At 69.8% G+C, this 22,979-nt stretch carries 25 protein-coding genes; 13 read left to right on the plus strand and 12 right to left on the minus strand.

Annotation, left to right across the window (positions count from 1 at the left end; translation table 11 throughout):
• Nucleotide 1: 1 nt before the first annotated feature.
• Nucleotides 2–247 (plus strand): DUF3039 domain-containing protein, encoded by a 246-nt coding sequence (locus VZF99_RS06950; RefSeq protein WP_017837712.1) that lies wholly within the window; start codon nucleotides 2–4, stop codon nucleotides 245–247.
• The gene (locus tag VZF99_RS06955; protein ID WP_067715840.1) at nucleotides 240–2,078 is read left to right on the plus strand and encodes a DEAD/DEAH box helicase; all 1,839 of its coding nucleotides are present in this window, start codon (nucleotides 240–242) and stop codon (nucleotides 2,076–2,078) included. Before VZF99_RS06950 ends, VZF99_RS06955 begins: the two co-directional genes overlap by 8 nt.
• Nucleotides 2,079–2,153: 75 nt before the next feature.
• Here the strand turns inward: VZF99_RS06955 and VZF99_RS06960 are convergent, their stop codons facing one another.
• Complete coding sequence (locus tag VZF99_RS06960; protein ID WP_407335962.1) at nucleotides 2,154–3,530, minus strand: RNA polymerase sigma factor; 1,377 nt, start codon at nucleotides 3,528–3,530, stop codon at nucleotides 2,154–2,156.
• Between the two features lie 178 nt (nucleotides 3,531–3,708).
• Nucleotides 3,709–4,563: a polyphosphate--glucose phosphotransferase gene (gene ppgK, locus VZF99_RS06965; RefSeq protein WP_120283139.1), complete on the minus strand. Its 855-nt coding sequence runs from the start codon at nucleotides 4,561–4,563 to the stop codon at nucleotides 3,709–3,711.
• 226 nt (nucleotides 4,564–4,789) lie between these two features.
• On the opposite strand from ppgK, the gene VZF99_RS06970 reads away from it, so the two are divergent.
• Nucleotides 4,790–5,665: an inositol monophosphatase family protein gene (locus tag VZF99_RS06970; RefSeq protein WP_407336091.1), complete on the plus strand. Its 876-nt coding sequence runs from the start codon at nucleotides 4,790–4,792 to the stop codon at nucleotides 5,663–5,665.
• On the opposite strand, the gene cei is transcribed toward VZF99_RS06970, so the two are convergent.
• Nucleotides 5,655–6,293, minus strand: a complete 639-nt coding sequence (gene cei / locus VZF99_RS06975) for an envelope integrity protein Cei (RefSeq protein WP_067715848.1) — start codon at nucleotides 6,291–6,293, stop codon at nucleotides 5,655–5,657. The genes VZF99_RS06970 and cei overlap by 11 nt on opposite strands.
• A 203-nt stretch (nucleotides 6,294–6,496) precedes the next feature.
• Between cei and VZF99_RS06980 the strand changes: the two genes are divergently transcribed.
• Nucleotides 6,497–6,799 carry a DUF4193 domain-containing protein gene (locus tag VZF99_RS06980; protein ID WP_067715850.1) on the plus strand — a complete coding sequence of 101 codons (303 nt, stop codon included), beginning with the start codon at nucleotides 6,497–6,499 and terminating at the stop codon, nucleotides 6,797–6,799.
• A 28-nt stretch (nucleotides 6,800–6,827) separates the two neighbouring features.
• Here the strand turns inward: VZF99_RS06980 and VZF99_RS06985 are convergent, their stop codons facing one another.
• Complete coding sequence (locus VZF99_RS06985) at nucleotides 6,828–7,334, minus strand: DUF3093 domain-containing protein (protein ID WP_120283141.1); 507 nt, start codon at nucleotides 7,332–7,334, stop codon at nucleotides 6,828–6,830.
• A gap of 53 nt (nucleotides 7,335–7,387) precedes the next feature.
• Here VZF99_RS06985 and dut point away from each other — a divergent pair, with 53 nt between their 5' ends.
• The 4 genes from dut (at nucleotide 7,388) to VZF99_RS07005 (ending at nucleotide 10,001) form a co-directional block, all read left to right on the plus strand.
• Nucleotides 7,388–7,867, plus strand: a complete 480-nt coding sequence (gene dut / locus VZF99_RS06990; protein ID WP_120283143.1) for a dUTP diphosphatase — start codon at nucleotides 7,388–7,390, stop codon at nucleotides 7,865–7,867.
• Nucleotides 7,868–7,947: 80 nt separating this feature from the next.
• A complete protein-coding gene (locus VZF99_RS06995) occupies nucleotides 7,948–8,847 on the plus strand; it encodes a DUF3710 domain-containing protein (protein ID WP_120283145.1) in 900 nt (299 codons plus the stop codon).
• 169 nt (nucleotides 8,848–9,016) lie between these two features.
• A complete protein-coding gene (locus VZF99_RS07000; protein ID WP_407335963.1) occupies nucleotides 9,017–9,286 on the plus strand; it encodes a hypothetical protein in 270 nt (89 codons plus the stop codon).
• A gap of 79 nt (nucleotides 9,287–9,365) precedes the next feature.
• Nucleotides 9,366–10,001 (plus strand): DUF3159 domain-containing protein, encoded by a 636-nt coding sequence (locus VZF99_RS07005; RefSeq protein WP_407336092.1) that lies wholly within the window; start codon nucleotides 9,366–9,368, stop codon nucleotides 9,999–10,001.
• 94 nt (nucleotides 10,002–10,095) lie between these two features.
• Here the strand turns inward: VZF99_RS07005 and VZF99_RS07010 are convergent, their stop codons facing one another.
• The 3 genes from VZF99_RS07010 to VZF99_RS07020 form a co-directional block, all read right to left on the minus strand.
• Entirely contained in the window at nucleotides 10,096–11,055 is a 960-nt protein-coding gene (locus VZF99_RS07010) for a hypothetical protein (RefSeq protein WP_120283149.1), read from the minus strand.
• 178 nt (nucleotides 11,056–11,233) lie between these two features.
• Nucleotides 11,234–11,758, minus strand: a complete 525-nt coding sequence (locus VZF99_RS07015) for a carboxymuconolactone decarboxylase family protein (RefSeq protein ID WP_067717410.1) — start codon at nucleotides 11,756–11,758, stop codon at nucleotides 11,234–11,236.
• Nucleotides 11,755–12,351, minus strand: coding sequence for a peroxiredoxin (locus VZF99_RS07020; RefSeq protein WP_067717408.1), 597 nt, complete (start codon nucleotides 12,349–12,351; stop codon nucleotides 11,755–11,757). Before VZF99_RS07020 ends, VZF99_RS07015 begins: the two co-directional genes overlap by 4 nt.
• A gap of 152 nt (nucleotides 12,352–12,503) precedes the next feature.
• On the opposite strand from VZF99_RS07020, the gene VZF99_RS07025 reads away from it, so the two are divergent.
• Nucleotides 12,504–13,439 carry a hydrogen peroxide-inducible genes activator gene (locus VZF99_RS07025; RefSeq protein WP_067717406.1) on the plus strand — a complete coding sequence of 312 codons (936 nt, stop codon included), beginning with the start codon at nucleotides 12,504–12,506 and terminating at the stop codon, nucleotides 13,437–13,439.
• A 20-nt stretch (nucleotides 13,440–13,459) separates the two neighbouring features.
• Here the strand turns inward: VZF99_RS07025 and VZF99_RS07030 are convergent, their stop codons facing one another.
• From VZF99_RS07030 to gndA, 3 genes are read right to left on the minus strand one after another with little or no spacing between them, the layout of a single operon-like run.
• Entirely contained in the window at nucleotides 13,460–14,407 is a 948-nt protein-coding gene (locus VZF99_RS07030) for a hypothetical protein (protein WP_407335964.1), read from the minus strand.
• On the minus strand, nucleotides 14,404–15,690 hold the full coding sequence (locus VZF99_RS07035; protein ID WP_407335965.1) for a DEAD/DEAH box helicase: 1,287 nt from the start codon (nucleotides 15,688–15,690) through the stop codon (nucleotides 14,404–14,406). The genes VZF99_RS07030 and VZF99_RS07035 overlap by 4 nt, the downstream gene beginning before the upstream one ends.
• 41 nt (nucleotides 15,691–15,731) lie before the next feature.
• The gene (gene gndA / locus VZF99_RS07040; RefSeq protein WP_154830675.1) at nucleotides 15,732–17,204 is read right to left on the minus strand and encodes an NADP-dependent phosphogluconate dehydrogenase; all 1,473 of its coding nucleotides are present in this window, start codon (nucleotides 17,202–17,204) and stop codon (nucleotides 15,732–15,734) included.
• A gap of 297 nt (nucleotides 17,205–17,501) precedes the next feature.
• Here gndA and VZF99_RS07045 point away from each other — a divergent pair, with 297 nt between their 5' ends.
• Together VZF99_RS07045 and VZF99_RS07050 are read left to right on the plus strand one after the other, a co-directional pair.
• The gene (locus VZF99_RS07045; protein ID WP_119191655.1) at nucleotides 17,502–18,266 is read left to right on the plus strand and encodes a hypothetical protein; all 765 of its coding nucleotides are present in this window, start codon (nucleotides 17,502–17,504) and stop codon (nucleotides 18,264–18,266) included.
• Nucleotides 18,267–18,391: 125 nt separating this feature from the next.
• Nucleotides 18,392–18,808, plus strand: coding sequence for a PaaI family thioesterase (locus tag VZF99_RS07050; protein WP_407335966.1), 417 nt, complete (start codon nucleotides 18,392–18,394; stop codon nucleotides 18,806–18,808).
• Between the two features lie 99 nt (nucleotides 18,809–18,907).
• Here VZF99_RS07050 and VZF99_RS07055 read toward each other — a convergent pair whose 3' ends face one another.
• Complete coding sequence (locus VZF99_RS07055; RefSeq protein ID WP_096905513.1) at nucleotides 18,908–20,347, minus strand: NAD(P)/FAD-dependent oxidoreductase; 1,440 nt, start codon at nucleotides 20,345–20,347, stop codon at nucleotides 18,908–18,910.
• 226 nt (nucleotides 20,348–20,573) lie between these two features.
• Between VZF99_RS07055 and VZF99_RS07060 the strand changes: the two genes are divergently transcribed.
• Both VZF99_RS07060 and VZF99_RS07065 read left to right on the plus strand, forming a co-directional pair.
• A complete protein-coding gene (locus VZF99_RS07060) occupies nucleotides 20,574–21,914 on the plus strand; it encodes a class I SAM-dependent methyltransferase (protein WP_067717386.1) in 1,341 nt (446 codons plus the stop codon).
• Between the two features lie 10 nt (nucleotides 21,915–21,924).
• Nucleotides 21,925–22,404, plus strand: coding sequence for a nitroreductase family deazaflavin-dependent oxidoreductase (locus VZF99_RS07065; RefSeq protein ID WP_407335967.1), 480 nt, complete (start codon nucleotides 21,925–21,927; stop codon nucleotides 22,402–22,404).
• Between the two features lie 62 nt (nucleotides 22,405–22,466).
• Here VZF99_RS07065 and VZF99_RS07070 read toward each other — a convergent pair whose 3' ends face one another.
• A complete protein-coding gene (locus VZF99_RS07070; RefSeq protein ID WP_407335968.1) occupies nucleotides 22,467–22,949 on the minus strand; it encodes a MaoC family dehydratase in 483 nt (160 codons plus the stop codon).
• Between the last annotated feature and the right edge of the window lie 30 nt (nucleotides 22,950–22,979).

The following is a 22,979-nucleotide window of genomic DNA, read 5'->3' on the forward strand; positions in this document are numbered from 1 at the left end:
GGTGAGTACCACCCGGACGAAGACACTCGAGCGTCCCGAGGTCACGACGACCGAGGAGACGCAGGACGACGCACCCAAGTTCTTCCACTATGTGGACAAGAGCAAGATCGCCGAGAGCGCGGTCATGGGTTCCTACGTGATCGCCCTGTGCGGTGAGGTCTTCCCGGTCACCCGATCCGCGAAGCCCGGATCGCCGGTGTGCCCGGAGTGCAAGCGCGTCTACGAGACCCTGAAGCCTGGTGAGTGATCCCGGCGCGGTCCCGGGCCCAGACGAACAGACCGCAGAACACTCCACCCCGCCGGCCGGGGGTGCGTCGCTGCGCGCCTGGCAGCGCACCGCGCTGCGCAAGTACCTCATGGCGCGGCCGAAGGACTTCCTCGCCGTGGCGACCCCGGGCGCCGGCAAGACGACGTTCGGCCTGAGAGTCGCCTCCGAACTGCTCGCCGACCGCACGGTCGACGCGATCACCGTGGTGGCCCCCACCGAACACCTCAAGTACCAGTGGGCCGCCTCGGCCGCGCGCGCCGGCATCGCCCTCGACCCCGAGTACTCCAACACCTCGGGCGCGCTCGCCCCGGAATACCACGGCGTGGTGGTGACATACGCCCAGGTGGCCGCGCACCCGTTCAAGCATCGGGAACGCACCGCGTCCAGGCGCACCCTGGTGATCCTCGACGAGATCCACCACGGTGGTGACGCCAAGAGCTGGGGCGACGCGATCCGCGAGGCGTTCGAGGACGCGGAGCGCCGCCTGTCGCTGACCGGCACCCCGTTCCGGTCCGACGACAGTCCCATCCCGTTCGTCACCTACGAGCCCGACGGGCAGGGACACCAGCGCTCCAAGGCCGACCATTCCTACGGCTACGCCGATGCTCTGGCCGACGGCGTCGTCCGCCCCGTGGTGTTCCTCGCCTACTCGGGCGAGGCCCGGTGGCGCAGCAACGCCGGCGAGGAGTTCTCGGCCCGCCTCGGCGAGCCGCTGAGTGCCGACCAGACGTCCCGTGCCTGGCGCGTCGCCCTCGACCCCCACGGTGACTGGATGCCCGCCGTGCTCCAGGCGGCGCACACCCGGCTCCGGCAGATCCGCGCCGGCGGAGTGCCCGACGCCGGCGGTCTGGTGATCGCCACCGACCAGGAGCGAGCCCGCGAGTACGCGGCGCTCCTGACGGAGATCACCGGTACCCCGCCGACCGTCGTCCTCTCCGACGACCCGACCGCCTCGAGTCGGATCGGTACCTTCTCCGACTCCACCGACGAGTGGATGGTCGCGGTCCGGATGGTCTCCGAGGGCGTCGACGTGCCACGACTGAGCGTCGGCGTGTACGCCACCAGTGCCTCGACACCCCTGTACTTCGCGCAGGCGATCGGGCGGTTCGTCCGGTCCCGTCGGCCCGGGGAGACCGCGTCGGTGTTCCTCCCGTCCGTACCCGTGCTGCTGCAACTGGCTTCGCAGATGGAGGCGCAGCGCGACCACGTCCTGGGCAAGCCCCACCGGGAGGAGGGGCTGGAGGACCAGCTGCTCGCCCAGGCGAACCAGCAGCAGGACGAGAACACCGAGGACGACGAGGACCGCGGTTACATCTCCCTCGGCGCCGACGCAGAGCTCGACCAGATCGTGTACGAGGGCTCGTCCTACGGCACGGCCACATTCGCCGGCAGCGAGGAGGAGGCCGACTACATCGGGCTCCCCGGGCTGTTGGGCGCCGACGATGTCAAAGCCCTGCTGCGGCAGCGCGAGAAGGAACAGATCAAGCGCACGTCCGCCCAGTCCGCCTCCGGGGCGGGGTCGGTCGCGGTCGTTGGCGCCGACCCGGCGGTGTCCGGGGCGACCATCCCCGGCAACGCCGCCGGACCCGGCGCGCACGCCGGCGCGGCCGCGGAGCGGGTCGCCTCCGCCGCCGAGCTCAAGGACCTGCGGCGTCAGCTCAACACCCTCGTGTCGGTGTACTCGGGTCGCCTGGGCAAGTCGCACGGGGCGATCCACACGCAGCTCCGCAATGCGTGCGGCGGCCCGCCCGTGCCGATGGCCTCCGCCGAGCAGATCCGCGAGAGGATCACCCTCCTGCGGAGCTGGTGACGTCCGGACCCCGGCTGACAGACGACAGCGGGCCCCCGCCGAGATCTCGGCGGGGGCCCGCTGTCCGCGGTCGACTCAGTCCAGGTAGTCGCGCAGCACCTGGGACCGCGACGGGTGGCGCAGCTTCGACATCGTCTTGGACTCGATCTGCCGGATCCGCTCGCGCGTGACCCCGTAGACCTGCCCGATCTCGTCGAGGGTGCGCGGCAGCCCGTCGGTGAGGCCGAAGCGCAGCCGCACCACGCCCGCCTCACGCTCGGACAGCGTGTCGAGGACGGAACGGAGCTGGTCCTGCAGGAGTGTGAAGCTCACGGCGTCCACGGCCACCACGGCCTCGGAGTCCTCGATGAAGTCACCGAGCTGCGAGTCGCCCTCGTCGCCGATGGTCTGGTCGAGCGAGATCGGCTCCCGGGCGTACTGCTGGATCTCCAGCACCTTCTCCGGCGTGATGTCCATCTCCTTGGCGAGCTCCTCGGGGGTTGGCTCGCGGCCCAGGTCCTGGAGCAGCTCACGCTGGATACGCCCGAGCTTGTTGATGACCTCGACCATGTGCACCGGGATACGGATGGTGCGGGCCTGGTCGGCCATCGCGCGGGTGATGGCCTGCCGGATCCACCAGGTGGCGTAGGTCGAGAACTTGTAGCCCTTGGTGTAGTCGAACTTCTCGACCGCGCGGATCAGACCGAGGTTGCCCTCCTGGATGAGGTCCAGGAACGCCATGCCGCGGCCGGTGTAGCGCTTGGCCAGCGAGACGACGAGTCGCAGGTTGGCCTCGAGCAGGTGGTTCTTGGCGCGGACGCCGTCGCGCTCGATCCATCGGTAATCACGCTTCTGCGCGGTGGTGAGCTTCTCCCCGCGCTCGGCGACCTGCGCCTGGAACCAGGTGGCGTACAGGCCGGCCTCGATGCGCTTGGCCAGCTCGACCTCCTCCTCGGCGTTGAGGAGGGCGACCTTGCCGATCTGCTTGAGGTACGCGCGTACGGAGTCGGCGGAGGCGGTCAGCTCGGCGTCCTTGCGCGCCTGGCGCAGGGCCTCGGACTCGTCCTCGTCCCAGACGAAATCGCCCGACGCCTTGTCCTTGGCGGTGGGCTCTTCCTTGGTCTCCTCGTCCGCTTCGACGTCCTCGACGTCGACCTCGACGTCCTCCAGCTCGGAGGTGTCCGGCTCGGCCTCGGGAGCATCGGTCGGATCTTCGTCGACCTGGTCGCCGTCGACGCCCTCGGGCTTCGTCGGGGCGGCGGTCTTCTTGGCGGCCGTCTTCTTGGCCGCGGTCTTCTTGGCGGCCACCTTCTTCGCCGGGGCCTTCTTGGCGGCGGTCTTCTTGGCCGCCGTCTTCTTCGCGGGCGCCTTGCGCGCGGCGGTCTTCTTGGCGGGGGCCTCGCCAGCGACCTCGCTGTCCAACGGATCGCCGCTCGCCGCGGAATCCGAACTGGTGGTCTTCGTGGCTGCCACAAACGCCCCTTCACAACCGGTTACTTGATGGGAATCGGGGATCGATGCCGCCTTCTGCAGACACTCGAGCCGTCCGCCTTGCGGTACCGGGCCCGTCCCCGGCCGGTACGTGTTCCCGGCGTGGGCCATTGTAACGAGATTCTGGTCGGGGGGTCGCATCCGGCGGGGTTGGTCCGCGTCAGTCCTCGTCGTCTGGTAGTGCCCCGCCGAGGTCGAGAACGCCCGAATGGCCGGCCGCGTACAGCGCTGCGCCGATGATCCCGGCGTCGCCGCGCCGGACCGCGGCCCGCACCGGGGTCCGGTTCTCGAGGAGAGGGAACCACTCGTCGGCGACCTCGCTGACCCCGCCGCCCAGGACGAAGGCGCGGGGCCACAGGAGGTCCTCGATCGAGCGCAGGACGTTGGACACGTGGGGGGCCCATTCGGCGAAGCTCAGGCCGTCGCGGGACCGGACCGCGGCGGAGGCCAGGTGCTCGGCCTCGTCGAATCCGCGTCCGGCGATGTCCTCGACGATCACGTGACCGAACTCGGAGTTCGGCAGCAGTCTCCCGTCGAGCAGGAGGGCGGAGCCGATGCCCGTACCGAAGGTCAGGAGGATCACCAGCCCGTCGATTCCCTCGCCGGCGCCGTAGTGCACCTCGGTGAGGCCGGCGGCGTCGGCATCGTTGAGCATGAGCACGGTGCGGCCGGGGAGATGCCGGTCGAACAGCTCCGCCACGTCGCACCCGATCCACGATTTGTCGATGTTGTGGGCGATCCGCGCCACCCCCTCGTGGATGACACTGGGCAGGGCGACCCCGACCGGGCCCGTCCAATCGAACTCCTCGGTCATCTCGCGGATGCTCTGCGCGATCGCGTCGGGCGTGGCGGGCTGGGGGGTGCCCCGCACGACTCTGTCCCCGATGAGTTCGCCGCGTGCGAGGTCGACGAGCCCCACTTTGATCCCGGTGCCGCCCACATCGACGCCGAGGCCTGTGGGAGTGCCCGGGGTGCCCGGTGGGAGGTCGGTCGCTGCGGGGGTGGGGACGGACATGTCGGGCTCCTGGGTGGCGGGACGTACACGGGCGCGGCGTGGGTCGTCGGGCGCCCGCGTCGTCGGGGCACGATGGGCGTGGGGCGCCCGCCAGGGTATCCGTCGGTCGCGCCGCCGGGCGGGATCATCGCCGGAGGGGCACCGGGTGACGACAGTGGGTGAGGACGATGTGGGATACGAACATGTGGGATACGACCATGTGGGATACGACGACGAGGAGACGCACATGACGGGGCGGGGGACAGACGCGGCGGTCGGCCGACCGGGCCCGGAGTTCATCGACGACTTGCTGGCCCTCGCGCTGCGGTTCGCCTCTTCCGGCGGTGACGTGGCGCGGCGAATGCTGGCCGAGTTCGACACGTCTGGTCTGGACTCGCGCTCCAAGACCTCGGCCACGGATCCGGTGACCGTCATCGACACCTCGGTGGAGCAGCATCTGCGCGGGGAGATCGAGTCCAGCCGTCCGGGTGACCGGGTGCTGGGCGAGGAGGGCGGCGAGGAGTCCGGTTCGGCCGACGCCCCGGGTGGCCGGGGAGGAGTGCGCTGGATCGTCGACCCGGTCGACGGGACCGTCAACCTGCTCTATGGCATCCCGTTCACGGCGGTCTCGGTGGCCGCGGAGGTGGACGGCGTCGTGGTGGCGGGGGCGGTGCACAACATCGTCACCCGTGAGACGTGGTCGGCAGGCCTCGGCCGCGGGGCGACCCTGCGGGAGGCCGACGGCACGTCGAGGGCGCTGCGGACCTCGGCGTGCGTGGACCTGTCGCTGTCACTGGTCGGTACCGGCTTCTCCTACGACGCCGGGATCCGGGCCGAGCAGGGTCGGGTGGTCGCGGGCCTGCTGCCGCGCGTACGGGACATCCGGAGGTGTGGGTCGGCGGCACTGGATCTGTGCATGGTCGCCGGTGGCCGGCTGGATGCCTACTACGAGCGCGGGTTGAAGCCGTGGGACTACGCTGCCGGGGCCCTCGTCGCGGGCGAAGCCGGTGCGATGGTAACCGTGTCGGACGACCTCGCGGTGCCGACGACCGCTGCATCGCCAGGCGTGGCGGAGGACTTCCTCGGTGCGCTCGACCACCTGTCGGCCGGGGTCAACAGCTGACCATGCGGGCCGCGTCGAGTTCGGCGGAGATGGGCTGACGCCCGACCTCGAGTTCGTCGAGTGCCCCCACCGCCTCCGTCGAGTCGGACAACCGCGAGAAGATCGTGCCCAGTGCGAGGTCGACCGTGTCGTCCTCACGGCCGTCCCTCACCAGTTGCATGCACGGCGCCGCGAGCGAGAGTGACCGCGCGGCCGCCTGCCCCGCGTCGCCGTAGCGGATCTGTCCGTGGCACTCGAGGGCCTGCCCGTAGATCGGGTCGTTGCCGATGGCGTTCGAGCCGGCGGGCTGGAATCCGCGTTCGGCGAGTTGAGCGGCCACGGCTCCGGCCTGGCCGCTCTGTCCGTTCGCGTTCAGCACGCGGACGCGGGTCTCGTCCAGTAGTGCCGGCTCGACCCCGTCGAGGGCGTCCGCGGGCTGGTCACGGAGGCCCGCGTCCTCGGCCGCGGGGGGTACCGGACACGCCGCGGCCTGTGTGGCGGCGTCATTTCCCCGCAGTGCGGTGGCCCAGACGAGTGCTCCCAGCACCAGCGCCACCACCACGAACAGGACGTAGGCGGAACGCAGACGGTGTATCCCCCGGGTGGGGGTCGGACTCGGTGTCGCCTGGGTGCTGAGGTGGACGACCATGAGGTCCTTTCCTGCAGGTGGACGGAGTGAGAGCCCCTCCGGGCCCTGACCCATCACTGTAAACGCCCGGCGCCTGTCGGCCCGGTCGCCGCACTGGCGGATGCCGCGGATGAAAATGGCGGGTAATTCCGTTACTATGCGTGCGCTGGTCAGTCCGTGACCGGCCCGCGCGCCCCCCACTCAGACCCGCAGAAATGAGACTCATGGCAACCGACTACGACGCCCCCCGCCGGACCGAGGCAGACGAGCTCACCGGTGATTCGCTGGAGGAGCTGAAGGCCCGGCGTGCAGAGGGAGCGACCGGCGAGGTCGACGTGGACGAGACGGACACCGCCGAGTCCTACGAACTGCCCGGCGCCGACCTGTCCGGTGAAGAGCTCACGGTGCGGGTCGTGCCGGAGCAGGACAACGAGTTCACCTGTGGCGAGTGCTTCCTGGTCCATCACCGCAGCCGATTCGCGGAGGAGCGGGACGGCATGCCGATCTGTGTGGACTGCGCAGGCTGAACCGTCACCGCGCGGCGGGCGGGACCGATCAGCTGTAGTGGTTGTCCGGTAACGCCGCCGCGAGCCCTTCGGGGTCACGCGTGCTGATGAGCCAGTACGGTGTGGGATCCATCGGGTCGTCGAGGACCACGATGACCATCGTGGGAATGTACCCCCGGTGGACGACGAACGCCTCGGGGTCGAGTTGGCGCCCCATCGCGGCCTGCTTGGCGGTGGCGGGCACCACGGCGCTGCGGGCGATGGCGTCGAACGGCAGGCGGGCCTGCCCCGCGTAGAGGGTGCCCCCTCCCTGTCCATCGGACTCGACCTCGATCTTCACGCGTCCGACCGAGATGAACAGCCAGGCGAGCAGCGCGGGGACGACGACCGCCAGTAGCCACAGCCACCACCTGGCGTCGAGCACGATCGCCTGGGCGACCACCACGAAGGTGACCACGGCGAGTACGGCCCACCACCATGCCGGGACCCGGAGGGTTTCGGAGTGGACCGGACGCGGAGTGCGATCGGGGGGCGGGCGGAGATCTTCTTCGGTCACGACATCAAGACTATCGAGCAACCGGGCCGGGCCCGGCAGGAGGGCGAGAGGCCATGAGCGATCCGGACGACGAGAACGGCACCGGCGGGGTGCTACGGGTACGCCGTCTGGACCGTGGGCTTCCCCTTCCGGTCCGGGCACACGCCACGGATGCGGGAATCGATCTGCACGCCGCGCACGACTGTGAGCTGGCGCCGGGGCACCGGGCCCTGGTGGGCACGGGGGTGGCGGTGGCGGTCCCCGCGGGCTACGTGGGCCTGGTCCATCCGCGGTCCGGCCTCGCGGCACGGGCGGGTCTGTCGATCGTCAACGCCCCGGGGACGGTCGACGCCGGCTACCGGGGGGAGATCAAGGTCAACCTCGTCAACCTGGACCCCACGGAGCCGGTCCGTATCGGACGTGGTGACCGCATCGCCCAGTTCCTGGTCCAGCGCGTCGAACTGTGGGATGTGGTGGAGGTCGACGAGCTCGGCGAGACCGACCGGGGTGAGGGCGGCCACGGGTCGACGGGCGGGCACCACCGCCTGACCTGACCGGCGTCCACCTCGTTGGGTAGCGTCGACCCGAGACGGTCCCGTTCGGGGCCGGGTCGCACGGGGAGAGGATTTCCACCATGTTCGGACGAAAGAAGCCGGTGACCGGGGCCCGCGACGCCACCACGGCCACCGAGCAGGAGTCGCAGCCCCCTTCCACGACGGGGCCTCATGACCGCTCGTCCGTCGGTGACGTGCCCGGGTACTACACCTCGCTCGGCTACGGCCACATCGATCTCGGTTCGCTGGTCATCGGAGTTCCCAAGGGACGTGACCTGAACGTCGCACTGGACCCCAACGGTCAGCCCGAGTTCCATGTGGTCACCCAGGTCTCGCGGGTCATCCCACGCGCGTTCGCCGCGCCCAAGTCCGCGGGTCAGTGGCGGACGATGGTGACGGGAATGCGCGAGCAGCTCGAGCAACAGGGCGCGGACGTCTCCGTCGAGGACGGGCCGTGGGGGCGTGAACTGGTGGCGGTGATGCCGGGAGCCGTTTTCCGCGCGATCGGGGTCGACGGCCACCGTTGGACCGCCGAGGTGCGGATCATGGCCACCCCCGAGCTGGCGGACCAGGCTGCGGAGGAGGGCCGCGAGGTCTTCCAGCACCTGCTCATCCATCGCGGGGACGGCCCCATGCCGGTTCGTGAGCAGCTACCGCTCACCATTCCGGACGAGATCCAACAAGCACTGACGCAGGCGCAGTCCCAGCTGGCCGCGCAGCAGCAGGCACAGGCGTACCAGCAGCAGATGGCGGCAGGCCAGACCGGCCAGCCCGGCAGTGCCGGCCAGACGCGCCAGCCAGGCCCTGCCGGCCAGGCTCAGGCCCAGTCGCCGGCATCGCAGGAGGCTCGGGCATCCCGGAACCCCCAGGCGCAGCCTGCCGCTCCCGCGGCGTCGCCCGCGCCGGACAGTGCCCCCAGGGCGCCGCGGAGAGACGGTAGCGCGATGGACAGGCTCCGTGACGGGGACGACGACCTGTGAGGTTTCCCGACCAGCGAGCGGGGGGGTGACCGTGCCGTTCCCCCGAACGCTCCGGGCATTGACCGCCCGGCTCACCGATCCGGTGGAAATGCTCGACGCGGCTGACCTCGCCGGCCGGGTGCACCGTACCGGATGCTCGCATGTCGCGACTGTGTCGCGTGGGGATCACGTGACCCTGACGGGGCGTGTCCGCACCGTCCTGACATGTGGGGGAGAGGAATTCCTCGGTCTCACCGCCGAGGTCTTCGACGGCACGGGCGCGGTCGAGGTGTGTTGGCTCGGGCGACGCACCGTTCCGGGCATCGACACCGGCCGGTGCCTCCGTGTCACCGGACGGGTCGGCGTCCGGCACGGACACAAGATCATGTTCAACCCGCGTTATGAGCTACTGGACGAGCAGCCCCGCACCGCCGTGGAGGAGTCGCGTGACCGAGTCTGAACGGGCGACCCCGCAGAAGACCGGTGCGACGCGCCGGAAATCGTCCTTCGGGGACCCCGACGCGTCCCTGATCGATCAGATGGGCGGGATCCGGGGGCTGGTGTACTCGTCGATCCCGATTCTCACGTTCGTCCCCCTCAACGGGATCTGGGGGCTGACCGCCGCGATCTGGGGTGCGCTGGGCGTCGCCGTGGCGATGTTGGCGTGGTCGCTGGGGCGTCGCGAGAACCCGCAGCCCGCGATCTCGGGTTTCATCGGTGTCGCCATCTGCGTCTTCATCGCCTGGCGGACCGGCGACGCCAAGGGTTATTTCCTCTACGGGATCATCACCCAGGCCGTGTACGGCGCGGCGTTCGCGATCTCCGCGCTCGTCCGCTGGCCTCTGGTCGGAGTGATCTGGGGATTCCTCGACGGCAGGGGGATGGCCTGGCGCCGGATTCCGGCGGCCCGGCGGTGGTATACGGTCGCGACGTCGTTCTGGGCCGGACTGTTCGCCATCCGAGCCGTCCTGCAATATGCGCTGTACCTCAATGACGAGGTCACCTGGCTCGGTGCCGTGCGCATCGGCATGGGATGGCCGTTGGCACTCGTGGCCTTCCTGGGAACCGTCTGGGCGGTCCGACGGGCCTCGACGCACGAGAAGGAGATGCTGCACGAGGCTGACGCTGACGCCGGGGCCCCGGCGTCACCCGAGGACGAGACCGGCGGCGCCTGACGCTCCGCTCCGCGGGACGGGACAGCCCCGGCGACCGGATGGTCGTCGGGGCTGTCCGGTTGCTCCGCGAGCGATGGACGACGTCGGCGGGGGGTCAGACCGCCGCGGTCGCGGCGCGGGAGAAGTCGCTCGGCCCGGTGATCGCCCGGTAGGCGTAGACCGAGGCGAGTGTGGTGACCGGAATCGCCACGAACAGGCCGACGAGCAGTGCCAGCGCGCCCACCACGAGGATGAGGACGTTGAGGAGGGCGAGTGCGAAGAGGTTGCCGGCGTCCGACTTGATCGCGTTGAAGCTCGAGACGATCGCGTCGGTGGCGGTCATGTTGCGGTCGACGACGAAGTACTGCGTCCAGTACAGGAAGAACGCCACGACGAACGCGCCGATGATGAAGCCGATGAGCCCGACGAACGTCGCGATCCCGACGAGGATCGCCGCGACGACGAACCAGCCGAAATTGTGCAGTTTGAAGAAGTCGCCGATAGCGGGCCTGTGTCCGTCCACCTCGAGCAGGGCGCCGCGCAGGATGAACGCCTGGAACAGCAGTCCGACGACGAAGGAGATGATCTGGGCCGAGAACACCACCGCGAGAGACTCGGAGTTCGCGAGCTGCCCCGCGATACTGCCGACCACCACGCTCGCCAGGGTGATGAGAACCCAGGGCAGCGGGTTGTTCTTGAACAGCTGCCAGCCGGCACTGACCGCGTCGGTCGCGGACACCTTGCCCGTCATGACCGGGCCGCCGCCCGGACCGCTCTGCCCGTACGCACCGCCGTAGGCGGGATCGCCGAAGGACTGGTGGCCATAATTCTGCTGCCCGTAACCCTGCTGTCCGTATCCCTGGCCGGGGTAGGGCTCGTGACCTTGACCCTGACCGGGGTAGGGCTCCTGACCGTAACCCTGCCCCGGGTAGGGTTCCTGACCCTGCGTCGGGCCGTAATTCTGGTTCCCGTGGCCCTGTTCCCCGTAACCCCGGCCCCAGTTCGGCTCGCCCGGGCCGGAGTTGGACGGATCGTTCGGGAAGCCGTCCCCTGACGGGGTACCTCCGGTAGTCATGACGTCTCCAGATCGCTAGGTGCGCCGCGAAGGATTTCCCCGGCTCTACATACGAACCTAGTGCCGGGGAGTGTTTTGCGGGAGGGGCAACTCGCCGCGCGCCCGCAACCGGAAGAGACGACAGGGCCCCGCTGACGCGCGGTCAGCGGGGCCCGTGTTCACCGGGGGAGGGTGAGGATCAGATGTTTGCGTCGATCTCGACGGCCTGTGCGACGCCGGCGACGGTGCCGGCGATCTTCACCGCCTCCCAGGCCTGCTCCTTGGTGATGCCCTCCTTGCGGATGACGGCATCGTGAGCGGCAGTACAGTTCTCGCAGCCGTTGATCGTGGAGACGGCCATCGACCACAGCTCGAAGTCGGCCTTCTCCACGCCCGGGTTGGCGATGATGTTCATCCGCAGGCCCATGCGGACCTGGGTGTAGTCATCGCCCAGGAACTCCTTGGCGCGGTAGGCCACGTTGTTCATCCCCATGATCGAGGCGGCGCCGAGGGCGGCGTTGAACGCCTCGTCCGACAGGTGCTGGCGGGCCTCGTCCGCGATCTCTGACAGGACGGTCGCCGACTTGGTCGCAGCGGCGGTGGCGAGGAACGTCCCCCAGAGCTGCTGCTGGTTCAGCTCGGTGGATCGCGCGAGCGAACCCAGGTTCAGCTTGAGATCCTTGGCGAACTCGGGGAGTCCGGACTTCAGGTTCTCAATGCTCACTTGATGCCCTCCTGCAGCATGTCCATCTTGTTGATGTTCTTCGTCGGGTCGTTCTTCTGCCAGTTGCAGGCGCAGACCTCGGACGACTGGAGGGCGTCGAGGACGCGGAGAACCTCGTCCACGTTGCGGCCGACAGCGTCCGGGGTGACCGAGACGAACTGGATGACGTTGTCCGGGTCGACGATGAAGGTGGCACGATCTGCGACACCGTCGGCGTTCTCCACGCCGAGAGCGCGGATGAGCTCGTGCTTGATGTCCGACAGCAGCGGGAACGGCACGGTCTTGAGCTCGTCGTTGGTCGCACGCCAGTTGAAGTGCGCGAACTCGTTGTCGATGGAGCCGCCGAGGATCTGCGTGTCGCGGTCCTGGAAGTCCTCGTCGAGCTTGCCGAACGCGGCGATCTCCGTGGGGCAGACGAAGGTGAAGTCCTTCGGGTAGAAGAAGATCACGCGCCACTTGCCCTCGTAGGACTGGTTGGTGACGGTCTCGAAGTAGTCCTCCGGCTGCTGGGCGTTGACCGCCTGCAGGTCGCCGCCCTTGAGTGCGGTGAGTTCGAAGTCGGGGAACTGGTCGCCGATGGTGAGAATAGCCATGTGATCCTCCTGAGGATGTGCCTGTGTCGGACGGACGAACCCGACTATGCCCCACTTCCTATGAGAGGTAAAGTTGATGAGAGGTAGATCACTCATAGGATTCTGCAAATAATCATCGACTTCTGGTTATCGCCGGGCATAGACTCATCGACATGGCCGATCATCGGTTCGTTCCGAGTCTCATGCAGCTCCGGGTGTTCCTCGCGGTGGCGGAGCGGCTGCACTTTCGTAGCGCCGCGGAGGACCTCGGCATGAGCCAGCCCTCGCTGTCCCAGGCCCTGGCGACGCTGGAGGACGGGCTCGGTCTCCACCTGGTCGAGCGCAGCACCCGCTCCGTCCTCGTCACCCCCGCGGGTCACCGGCTCCTGCCGTACGCCCGGGCCGCGGTGACCGCGATGGACGCGGTGGCGGACGCGGCGGCGGGAAGCGACGGGCCGTTGTTCGGCTCGCTGCGCATCGGGGTCATCCCGACGGTGGCTCCCTATCTCTTGCCCGGGCTGCTGCCCGCACTGGGGGAGCGGTTCCCGGACCTGCGACCGAGGGTCGTCGAGGATCAGACGGCCAGGCTCCTGGACGGACTCCGGAGCGGCGTGATCGACCTGGCGATCATGGCCGTCCCCACGGACGCTGTGGGGGTGGCCGCCACGCCGCTGTACAGCGAGCCCTTCGCGCTCCTCGTGCCCGCGGATCACGAACTCGCGGGCAGAGAGGGGTTGCCCTTGGAGATCCTCGTCGACCAACCGCTGTTGATGCTCGACGAGGGGCACTGTCTGCGCGAACAGACGGTGGAACTGTGCCGCCGGGTGTCCGCCCCCGTGTTGGGCAGAGGGGAGTCCCGAGCCGCATCGCTGACCACCGCGGTTCGGTGTGTGGCGGGTGGTCTGGGCGTGACGCTCGTTCCCGAGTCCGCGGTCGGTCCCGAGACCCGGGATCCGGGGATCGCGGTCGCGAGGTTCGCTGATCCCGTCCCGGGCCGCACGATCGGATTGGTACTGCGCAGCGCCACCGCGGGAGCGGAAGCCTACGGCGAGTTCGGCAGAGTCGTCGCCGAGGTGGCCGTCGACCAGTTCGACGCGGCCCCGGTGTGACGAGTCCTCAGCTCACGTCCTCAGGTCACTAGATCGCCCACGGGGGACGCCAGGTCCTCCAGTGTGTCGACGGCGGCGAGGAATCTCGACCTGAGGCCCTGTGTGCGCTCCGTCCACTTCTTCTGGAACGCGACGAACTCGGCCCGACCCTCGCTGGTCTCCACCCGGATCGGTCGGAGCCCCCAGGAGGACAGATCGTAGGGGGAGGACCGCATGTCCACCTCCCGCGCGTCGAATGCCGCCGCGAGGGAGTCCAAGAGTAGTTCCCCCGGTGCTCCCGCCTCCACAGTCGCGGTGTGGGCGTAGATGTCCATTCCGGCGTGGAGACAGGCAGGCTGCTCCAGTCGGAGTTGGTCGTCCCGGGTCAGCGAATCCTGGTTTCGGGGGACAGCGGCATCGGTGAAGAAGCGAAAAGCGTCGAAGTGCGTACACCGCAGGCGGGAACCTCGGACGACCTCGTCGATCCGCTCGTGTGGGAGCCGCAGGGGTACCCGGCCGTGCCGGACGTCCCCCTGTCCGGTCTCGTACAGCATCGCCCATTCGTGCAGACCGAAGCATCCGGTGGCGCCCCGGCGGGACGCGGTGGACGCGATCACGTCACGTGCCCGTGTGATCCTGCCGCCGGCGCGTCGCCACACCGAGGGTGCGTCGACCACGAGCCCCTCCCGGCCGGCCACGCTCTCCCGGCGGTAGTGGCGCCAGTCCTGACGTTCGGTCAGGTGGGCGTTCTCCAGTAGGACACCCGGGCCCGGGTGCCACCGTCGGACGGTGGCGACGCTGGTGCGGTAGTAGGTGAAGAGGAAGTCGACGACCGGGTGTTGCTCGCCCCTGCGACGACGCTCCAGGTGGTCGGTGGTGAGACGGTCGACCCTGTCGTGGTGTCGCTGTTCGCGAAGGCGCCAGAGTTCTTCGGGAACGACGATCGGGGCACCGACCCGATGACGGTCCCGTCGACGCGCGGAGGTCACGAGCGCTTCTTCCGTTTGGGGCGGTGAACCCGGGACTGCGTCGGACGTCGGGGTTGCGAGGGGCGGCGGGACCGCTCCGGCGGTGCGGGTGCCCTGCGGGCACGTGGCAGGACGATCTCCGGGCCGAACAGCGCGTCGATGACCCGCTCCGTGTCGGACCGGGAGGTGTCGACGATCTCGACCGTCATACCGGCCGAACGTGCCTGGTCGGCGACCTTGGCGACCTCTAAGGGACGGAGAACCGCGGCGACGACGCCGGCCCGGGCGTCGCCTCGACCGGTTCTCCCGGAGCGGTGGACGAGGTCGTCCATCGAGTGCGGTGGGCCCACGTGCACCACGTGTCCGATGCTGTCGATGTCGAGGCCCCGCCCCGCCAGGTCGGTGCTCACCAGGACCCTCACCGCGCCCGATGCCAGATCGGCGAACGCGGCCGCCCGGCGGGTGGGGGAGGCGGACCCCGCGACCCCGGCAGCGGTGACGCCGGTGTCGGCGATTGCCGAACGCAGGGGCTCCACGGCGTCCCGTCTGGGGACGAAGAACAGGCCACGGGTGCACCGTGCCGCCAGGCGGACCACCAGACGGTCCGGGTCCGGGGTGGAGAGCACCACCAGTCGACGAGGTGCCCCGGCCGCCTCGGAGTCGCCGCGGGTGGGGGCCGACGACGGGAGCGGTGAGTGCTCCACGCGGTGCACCCGGAGTCCCGGGCGTGTGCGTTCCAGAATCGACTCGATGTCGTCGTCGGCCGTGGCGGTGGTCGCCACGAGGCCCGCGCCGACGCAGTCGGCGAGAAGGGCCTCTGTCTGCTCGGCGAAGGACGGACCCAGCAGTTGATCGGCTTCGTCGAGCACCACCAGGTCCACACCGTCCAGGGACAGGGCCGAGGCGCGCACCAGGTCGGCGAGACGCCCGGGGGTCCCGACGGCCACGTCGACCGGAGCTATGAGCGCGCGCCGGTCCCGCTTGAGGGGTTGTCCCCCGACGAACGAGGCGATCTTCAGCCCGGCGCCCGCGCCCACCGCGGCGAGGACCTCGGCGTTCTGCTCGGCCAGTTCGCGAGTGGGGGCGACGACCAGGGCGCGGGGCCGGCCGGTCAGGCTCGGTGACCCGGCGAGGCGGTGGGCCACCGCGATGGCGAACACCAACGTCTTGCCCGATCCGGTGGGGGCGACGGCCAGGAGGTTCGCGCCCCCGACGGCATCCGCGAGGGCGGCGGCCTGGATCGGGGTGGGCGTCCCCGGAATCAGACCCGACACGGCGTGCCGGATCGGGACCGCGACTCCCAACTCCTCGAGCAGGCGGCCCAGTTCCCCGGGCCGCGGGCCGGTCAGGCCCGCACCTCTGAACGGTCGCCGCTCCAGAGGGTGTGGTAGCTCCCCTCTCGATCGGTGCGCTGGTAGGTGTGCGCGCCGAAGAAGTCACGCTGGCCCTGGATGAGCGCGGCCGGCAGGCGTTCGGTCCGGAGGCCGTCGTAGTAGGCCAGGGCGGCGGAGAACCCGGGTGCGGGGATCCCTGCGGTCACCGCGGTCGTCACGACCCGGCGCCAACTGTCCACGCAGTCGGACAGGGCCTCGGCGAAGTACGGCGCGGCGAGGAGTGAGGGGAGATCGCCGTTCTCGGCGTACGCCTCGCGGATGCGGTCGAGGAACGTGGCGCGGATGATGCAACCCCCGCGCCAGATGGTGGCGAGGTCACCGCGCGCCACGTCCCAGCCGTGCTCGGCGTTGGCAGCGGTGATCTGATCGAACCCCTGGGCGTAGGCGATGACCTTGGACGCGTAGAGCGCCTTGCGCACGTCCTCCACGAAATCGGGGCCGATCCCGGCAGGAGTGGATACAGAGCCCGCGGGCAGGGCCCGACCGGCTTCGCGCTGCGGAACCGAGCTCGAGAGGGCTCGCGCGAACACCGCCTCGGCGATACCGGTGACGGGGACGCCCAGGTCGAGAGCGGACTTGACGGTCCAGCGACCGGTGCCCTTCTGTCCGGCCCGATCCACGATCACGTCCACCAGGGGGGCGCCGGTCTCGGCGTCCACCTGGGCGAGGACCTCGGCGGTGATCTCGATGAGGTAGGAGTCGAGTTCGCCTGTGTTCCAGTCGCGGAATGTATCGGCCATGGCGGCCGGCTCGATCCCGGCCACGCCCCGGAGGAGATGGTAGGCCTCGCCGATGAGCTGCATGTCCGAGTATTCGATGCCGTTGTGGACCATCTTGACGAAGTGACCCGAGCCGTCCTCGCCGACATGAGTACAGCAGGGGATGCCGTCGACCTTCGCCGAGATGTCCTCGAGCATCGGCCCGACGACCTCATAGCTGGAGGCCGGGCCGCCCGGCATGATGGACGGTCCCTCCAGGGCCCCTTCCTCGCCGCCGGAGATCCCGGCACCGATGAAACGGATTCCGCGCGCGGCCATGGCCTTCTCGCGCCGGATGGTGTCCGTGTACAGGGAGTTGCCACCATCGATGATGATGTCGCCCTCGTCGAAGGCATCGGCGAGCGCGTCGATCACTGCATCGGTCGGTGCGCCGGCCTGGACCATGACCAGTGCCCGACGGGGGGAACGCAGCGCTGCCGCGAACTCCTCGATCGTCTCGGTGCGGACGAAGTCCCCGTCATCGCCGTGCGCGCCGAGCAGTGCGTCGGTCTTCCCCGCGGAGCGGTTGTGGACGGCGACCGTGTACCCGTGCCGGGCGAAGTTGCGGGCGATGTTCGAGCCCATGACGGCGAGACCGGTCACACCGATATCGGCGGTTCCGGCAGTGTCGGAGGTGGGCGTCGCGCCTTCGCGTTCAGTACTCATGGTGTTCAGAGTAGTCGACGCCCCCCCGCCGGTCGGACCTGCGGTGATGGGTACCGACACTCACCGCGTGGCTGAACACCACCTGTGTTCTTGCTGACAGATCAGACGTGCACTGAGTGCACCGTTTGGCCGAACCGGGCGAAATCCCTTGGTTACGGACGGGTGTCTGTTGTAACACTTAATACCGGCCGGATGACCGGGGCCACTGCGGATCGGGGGGTCGGATCGCGGTGCCGGGACGTACTTCGTAGGGACGGACCGGCCGTGTAGAGGAACCGACTAGGGGGAAGACCAGACATGACCGGCTCAACGCTGCCCACGCAGTTGATGGGGACACGCACCGTGTTCGACGACACGGTCGAGGCGCTCGGCGGCTTTCGCGCGGGCTATCCCAAGTTCTACTCGATCGCTGATCTGGGCACGCAGTCGCGACGTCGGTGGGTGCCGCTCGAGCAGGCGGTCGACAGCGGGCGGGTGGAACTCATGTTCCGCAACCACTTCGCGGAGTCCGGCGATATCCGTTTCTCGACCTATCTCGTGGCGGAGGCATTCACCCACGGCGTCCTCGGCAGGGCCGTGGCCAGTTTCGTCACCATCGGCAGGGTGTGGGACACCGGCGCCGAGAACATGGCCGTGCGAACCGACATCGAGGGCGGCCTGGACTGGGCGGGCGTCCGCGACACCACCCTGAGGGTGCTGCCCGACGACCCCGTCGCGGGTTCGCCCGGCACCGTGATCCTGCCCTGCGAGCAGGCATTGGCGCAGTGGCTCGCCTGCCGGTCGCGCGCGACACTGACGACGGTGTTCGAGGGGCTGTCGGCGGTGAGCAACTGCAGTGTGGAGACGCTGTGGTCGATGGCGGGCGAGTGCGTCCTCGGCGCCGCGACGATCGTCCCCACGTTCGCGGAGACCAGTCAGGAGACCGGCTACCGTCGCGGGCAGATGGTCCTGCAGGCTCTCCACGACTCGGGCCTGGCGGTCCGGCGACGGAGCCGGCTCCCACGCACCCCCGGTGCCGGGCCGATCCCCGTGCGGGACCGCGGTTGGCGATCGGTCCGCTGAGCGTCGTAGGCGCGCTGCGCGTCGTAGGCGCGCTGCGCGTCGAGGGAGTCGCGACGGGCGCCCGTCCCCGCGGGTAACGTTCCGTCCCGGACGCCCGGGTACGCCGGGCCGGGGAAAGAGGTCGGATGTCCGAGGCGGCTCGTAGCGAATTCATCGACATGATCCGTTCCCATTCCGGGACCGGGTTCGGCGGCGGGATCGGGATGGAATACACCGAGGTGACGCCCGAAAAGGTGGTCGTCACGGTGACGGTGGGGCCGCATCTCCACCAGCCCTACGGGATCGTCCATGGCGGTGTGTACTGCGCGATCGCGGAGGAGGTCGCGAGTATCGCCGGCGCGGTGTGGCTCGGTGGCGAGGGCAAGGTGGTCGGTGTCAACAACTCCACCGACTTCCTGCGCGCCGTCACGGAGGGCACCCTCACGGCGACGGGCACGCCCGTCCACCGCGGCCGCTCACAGCAACTCTGGCGGGTCGAGATCGAGGACGACCGGGGGCGCACCGCAGCGGTCGGGCAGGTACGGCTCGCGAATCTCCAGTAAGCGGGCAGGGAAGCGTCTGAGACCGGGAGAACTCCCTGGCAGAGAGAAAGACGCGCCCGGCGGGTGGATCCCGCCGGGCGCGTCGCCGTCTCGCCCCGGTCAGTCGGTCGTGGCCGAGGCGGACGCCGACTGCTGCGCCTCGACGCGGGACCGCTCGGCCGACTGGAATGCGGCCGCCTCGTCCGCAGCCACCCGCTCGATGGCCTGGCGAGCGTAGACCCACTGCTTGGTGGAGGTCAGCTGCGACCGGTGGTCGCCGCCCATGTGCATGCCCCACGAGAACATGGTGGTGATCCGGTTCTTGAAGCCGATCAGGTAGGCGAGGTGGACCACCAGCCACATGACCCAGGCGATGAAGCCCGAGATCTCGATCGGTCCCATCTTCACGACTGCGCTGTAGCGCGACACCGTGGCCATGGACCCCTTGTCGAAGTACTTGAACGGCTTCCGCTCGGCTGGGGTCCGGCCCTTCTCCACCTCGGCCATGATCTGCTTGGCCGCATATTTGCCGCCCTGGATGGCGACCTGCGCGACACCGGGCAATCCGTCGAGGCTCATCATGTCGCCCACGACGAAGATCTCCGGGTGACCGGGCAGTGAGAGGTCCTTGTTGACCAGCACGCGCCCGGCACGGTCGATCTCCGCATCCGTCTGGTCGGCGAGTTGCTTGCCGAGCGGGCTGGCCTTGACGCCCGCGGACCAGATCTTGCACGAGGCGTCGATCCGGCGGACCGAATCGTCCGGGTCCTTGACCTCGATGCCCTGGTAGTCGACGTTGGTGACCATGGCGTTGAGCTGGATCTCGACGCCCATCTTCTCCAGCCGAGCGCGGGCCGCGTTGCCGAGGTTGTTTCCGAACGGGGGCAACACGGCCGGGGCGGCGTCGAGGAGGATCACGCGTGCGGACGCCGGATCGATGCGGCGGAAGCTGTCCTTCAGGGTGTGCTGGGCGAGCTCGGCGACCTGACCCGCCATCTCGACCCCGGTCGGGCCGGCCCCGACGATGATGAAGGTCAGCAGCCGGCGGCGCTCCTCCTCGTCGTCGATGACCTCGGCCTGCTCGAAGCAGCCGAGGATGCGGCTGCGCAACTCGAGCGCATCGTCGACGGTCTTCATCCCCGGCGCCCACCGCTCGAAGTGGTCGTTCCCGAAGTAGGACTGGTTGGCCCCCGCGGCGACGACCAGGCTGTCGTACTCGAGATCGAAGTCGATGTGTCCTGCCGAGGCGTGGATCCTCTTCCCGGCCACGTCGATCGTGTCGACATCACCCAGGACCACGGTGGCGTTCTTCTGATCCCTCAGGATGAGCCGCGTCGGCGGGGCGATCTCGCCCACGGAGAGGATGCCGGTGGCCACCTGGTACAGCAGGGGCTGGAACAGGTGGTGGCCGGTCCTGGCCACCAGGGTCACGTCGACGTCCGCTTTGGCGAGCTGCTGCGCGGCGAACAGACCGCCGAAGCCGGAGCCGACGATGACGACGCGGTGCCGGCGGCCGGCCGGTGCGGTGGCTGTGACCTGGTCGGTTGCGGGCTCGGTCATGGCGGCTCCTGATGAGGCTGGTGGGTTGAGGGGCTCGGTGGCCTCGTCGGTCTGGGGCCCGCGCGGGATGACGCCGGGCACGGGTCCCCAGGATAGTGCTCCGCCTGACCCCGTGCACAGGTAGCCGCACCGCACGCGGGTGGGTGGCCCCCCGCCGCGCCTGACCGGGCGGACGCGCAGGCGACGGTACCGTCCACCTGACGAGAGCCCCGGAGGGAGGGACAGGGTGGTCAGAGTCGAACCGCAGACCGTCGACCTCGAACGCTGGCCCGCGCTCGCGCCACCGTCCGGACCGGGGGGACAGCCCTCGGCGCTCGTCGCCCAGGCGCTCCGGCGGTCGGCGCGCGAGCTCGGGGTGCGGATCGACTACCCCGATTCGTCGGCGGCCGGAGAGTACGACGCCCCGGTGCGCGTGGTACTGCGCGAACCCGATCACTTCTGGGCGCGGCTGGCGGACGCCGGCGTGGTGGGGCTCGGCGAGTCGTTCATGGCGGGCGACTGGGCCACTCCGGACCTGTGTGCCGCCATTGCGGTGCTGGCCCCGTGGATCGCCTCGAACGCCGACTGCGCGCACCCTGGTGAACGCGCGTACGGCCGGGAGGGTCGCGGCCCCGCCGGTGGCGGTCGTCGGCGTGGCGGGCCGGTCGCCGTGGAACTGGAGGATTCGGTCCCCGGCGCGCTGACCTCGCTGTACACGGACGAGACGATGTCGACCGCGGGTGCAGTGTTCGCTTCCGGAGCGCGCACCCGTGCCCGGTTGGATGACGGGACCGAGGTCGTGCACCTCGAAGCGCCGGCGGCTGCGCCCCGCCGCACCGACCTCGGCGACGCCCAACGCCGGGCCGCGGACACCCTGTTGACGCTGGCCGGGATCGGGGAGGGGACCCGTGCCCTGGTCGCCACACCGGGGTGGGGCGAACTGCCCATGAGGGCTGCCGAGCGCGGGGCGCACGTCCGAACCATGACATCGTCGACGGAGAGACTGGCGACGCTCGGGTCGAGGTTCACCGCGGCAGGTCTCGACGAGGAGATCTCGCTGTTCCTCGGAGCGCCGTCGGAAGTCGCGGGCGCGGTCGACTCCGTCGTCGCGGTGGACCCCGGCATCACCGCCGGATCCGCCGGGCACGCCGAGGTCCTCGCCGTGGCCGCCCGGCTTCTCGGCCCGGGGGGCCGTCTCGCCCTCCAGACGACGGTCTCACCGGGTCGGCCCACCCCGGCGGTCGTGGAGCTGGCCGCGTGGGAGTCCCGTTACGTGTCCGAGGCGGGGCCCCCGGTGGGGTGGTCGGAACTCGTCGAGATGGTCGACCGGGCGCCCTGTCTGACGCTCCGGGGGCGGGTGGAGATCACCGCTCATCATGCGGAGACCGTGCGCCTGTGGTCGGAGACGTTCGCGCAGCGCGGACGCGATGCCGCGGCGCTGGGGTTCGACGCCGTCTACCGACGGATGTGGTCGTTCCACCTGGCGGCCTTGGAGACCGGGCTCCGCAGTGGATGGGTCGAGTCGGTTCAGCTGCTCGCGACGGCCGGTGAGGCGGTCCGGCGGCGCGCGGACGGGCGCACGACATAGGGTTTGCCCCATGGGCAACATCCTCACCCCGATCGCCGTGTGGTTCGGCCGACAGGACGCCACCCGGGAGAACTCCCACCTGGTCGTGACGGTGGACCGGTGGCTCGACCGGGTCACGCGCGGACGGGTGCCGCTTCTCCGGATCGCGGGGCTGCCCACTCTGACCCTGCACGTCCCTGGTCGCAGGAGCGGCGCACCGCGCAGCACGCCGCTGTTGTGCGCGTCGTGGGGGAACGGGCTAATCGTCGTCGGCTCGAACTGGGGCGGGCAGAAGACCCCGGCCTGGGTCCACAATCTCCGGGCCGCCGCCGAGGGCGAGGTCGAGATCTCGGTCTACGGCGCGAGGCTGGTCGTCGACGTCCGCCAACTGACCGGTGACGAGCGGGACTCGGCATGGTCGGCGGCGGTCCGTGTCTGGCCGAACTACGAGATCTACGCTCGGCGCACCAGCCGCGAACTACCCGTCTTCCACCTCACCCCCCGTCTGTAGCCGCGGGGGCGGCCCCGGGTGGGGCCGGGGTCTGTAGTCACGTCCGCGCCGGGCGGCCCGGGTCATCCGCGACGGGCGACCATGTTCATCGCGGTGGCGGTGAGGATCGGATCCCCGTCCTGGTTGACCAGCGTGACATCGGTGGTGAGCACGCCGCGGTCCGGCTTGGTCCTGGACGGTCGGACCCCGGTGGTCTCGCAGAGCAGGGTCAGACGGTCGCCCGGCCGCAGCGGGCGCACCCACCTCAGTTCGTCGATGCCGGGGGAGGCCAGGCTCGCCACGCTTGTCAGGTAGTTGTCCGCGAACAGGCGCATCATCAGTGCGGCGGTCTGCCACCCGCTGGCGATGAGTCCGCCGAACGGGCCGGCGGCGGCCGCCTCGGGATCGGTGTGGATGCTCTGCGGGTCGTACCGACGCGCGAACTCCATGATCTCGTCGGCGTCGACCGACTCCTCACCGAACCGGTACCTCGCGCCCTCGGTGTAGTCCTCGAGGTACCTGTCGTCGATCGGGGCGGTGAACTCGTCGAACGTCTCGTCCTGCATCGTCTCTCCCACGTCGGTGTGTACGCTTTT

This window comes from Dietzia kunjamensis (assembly GCF_045689975.1).
Lineage (GTDB): Bacteria > Actinomycetota > Actinomycetes > Mycobacteriales > Mycobacteriaceae > Dietzia > Dietzia kunjamensis.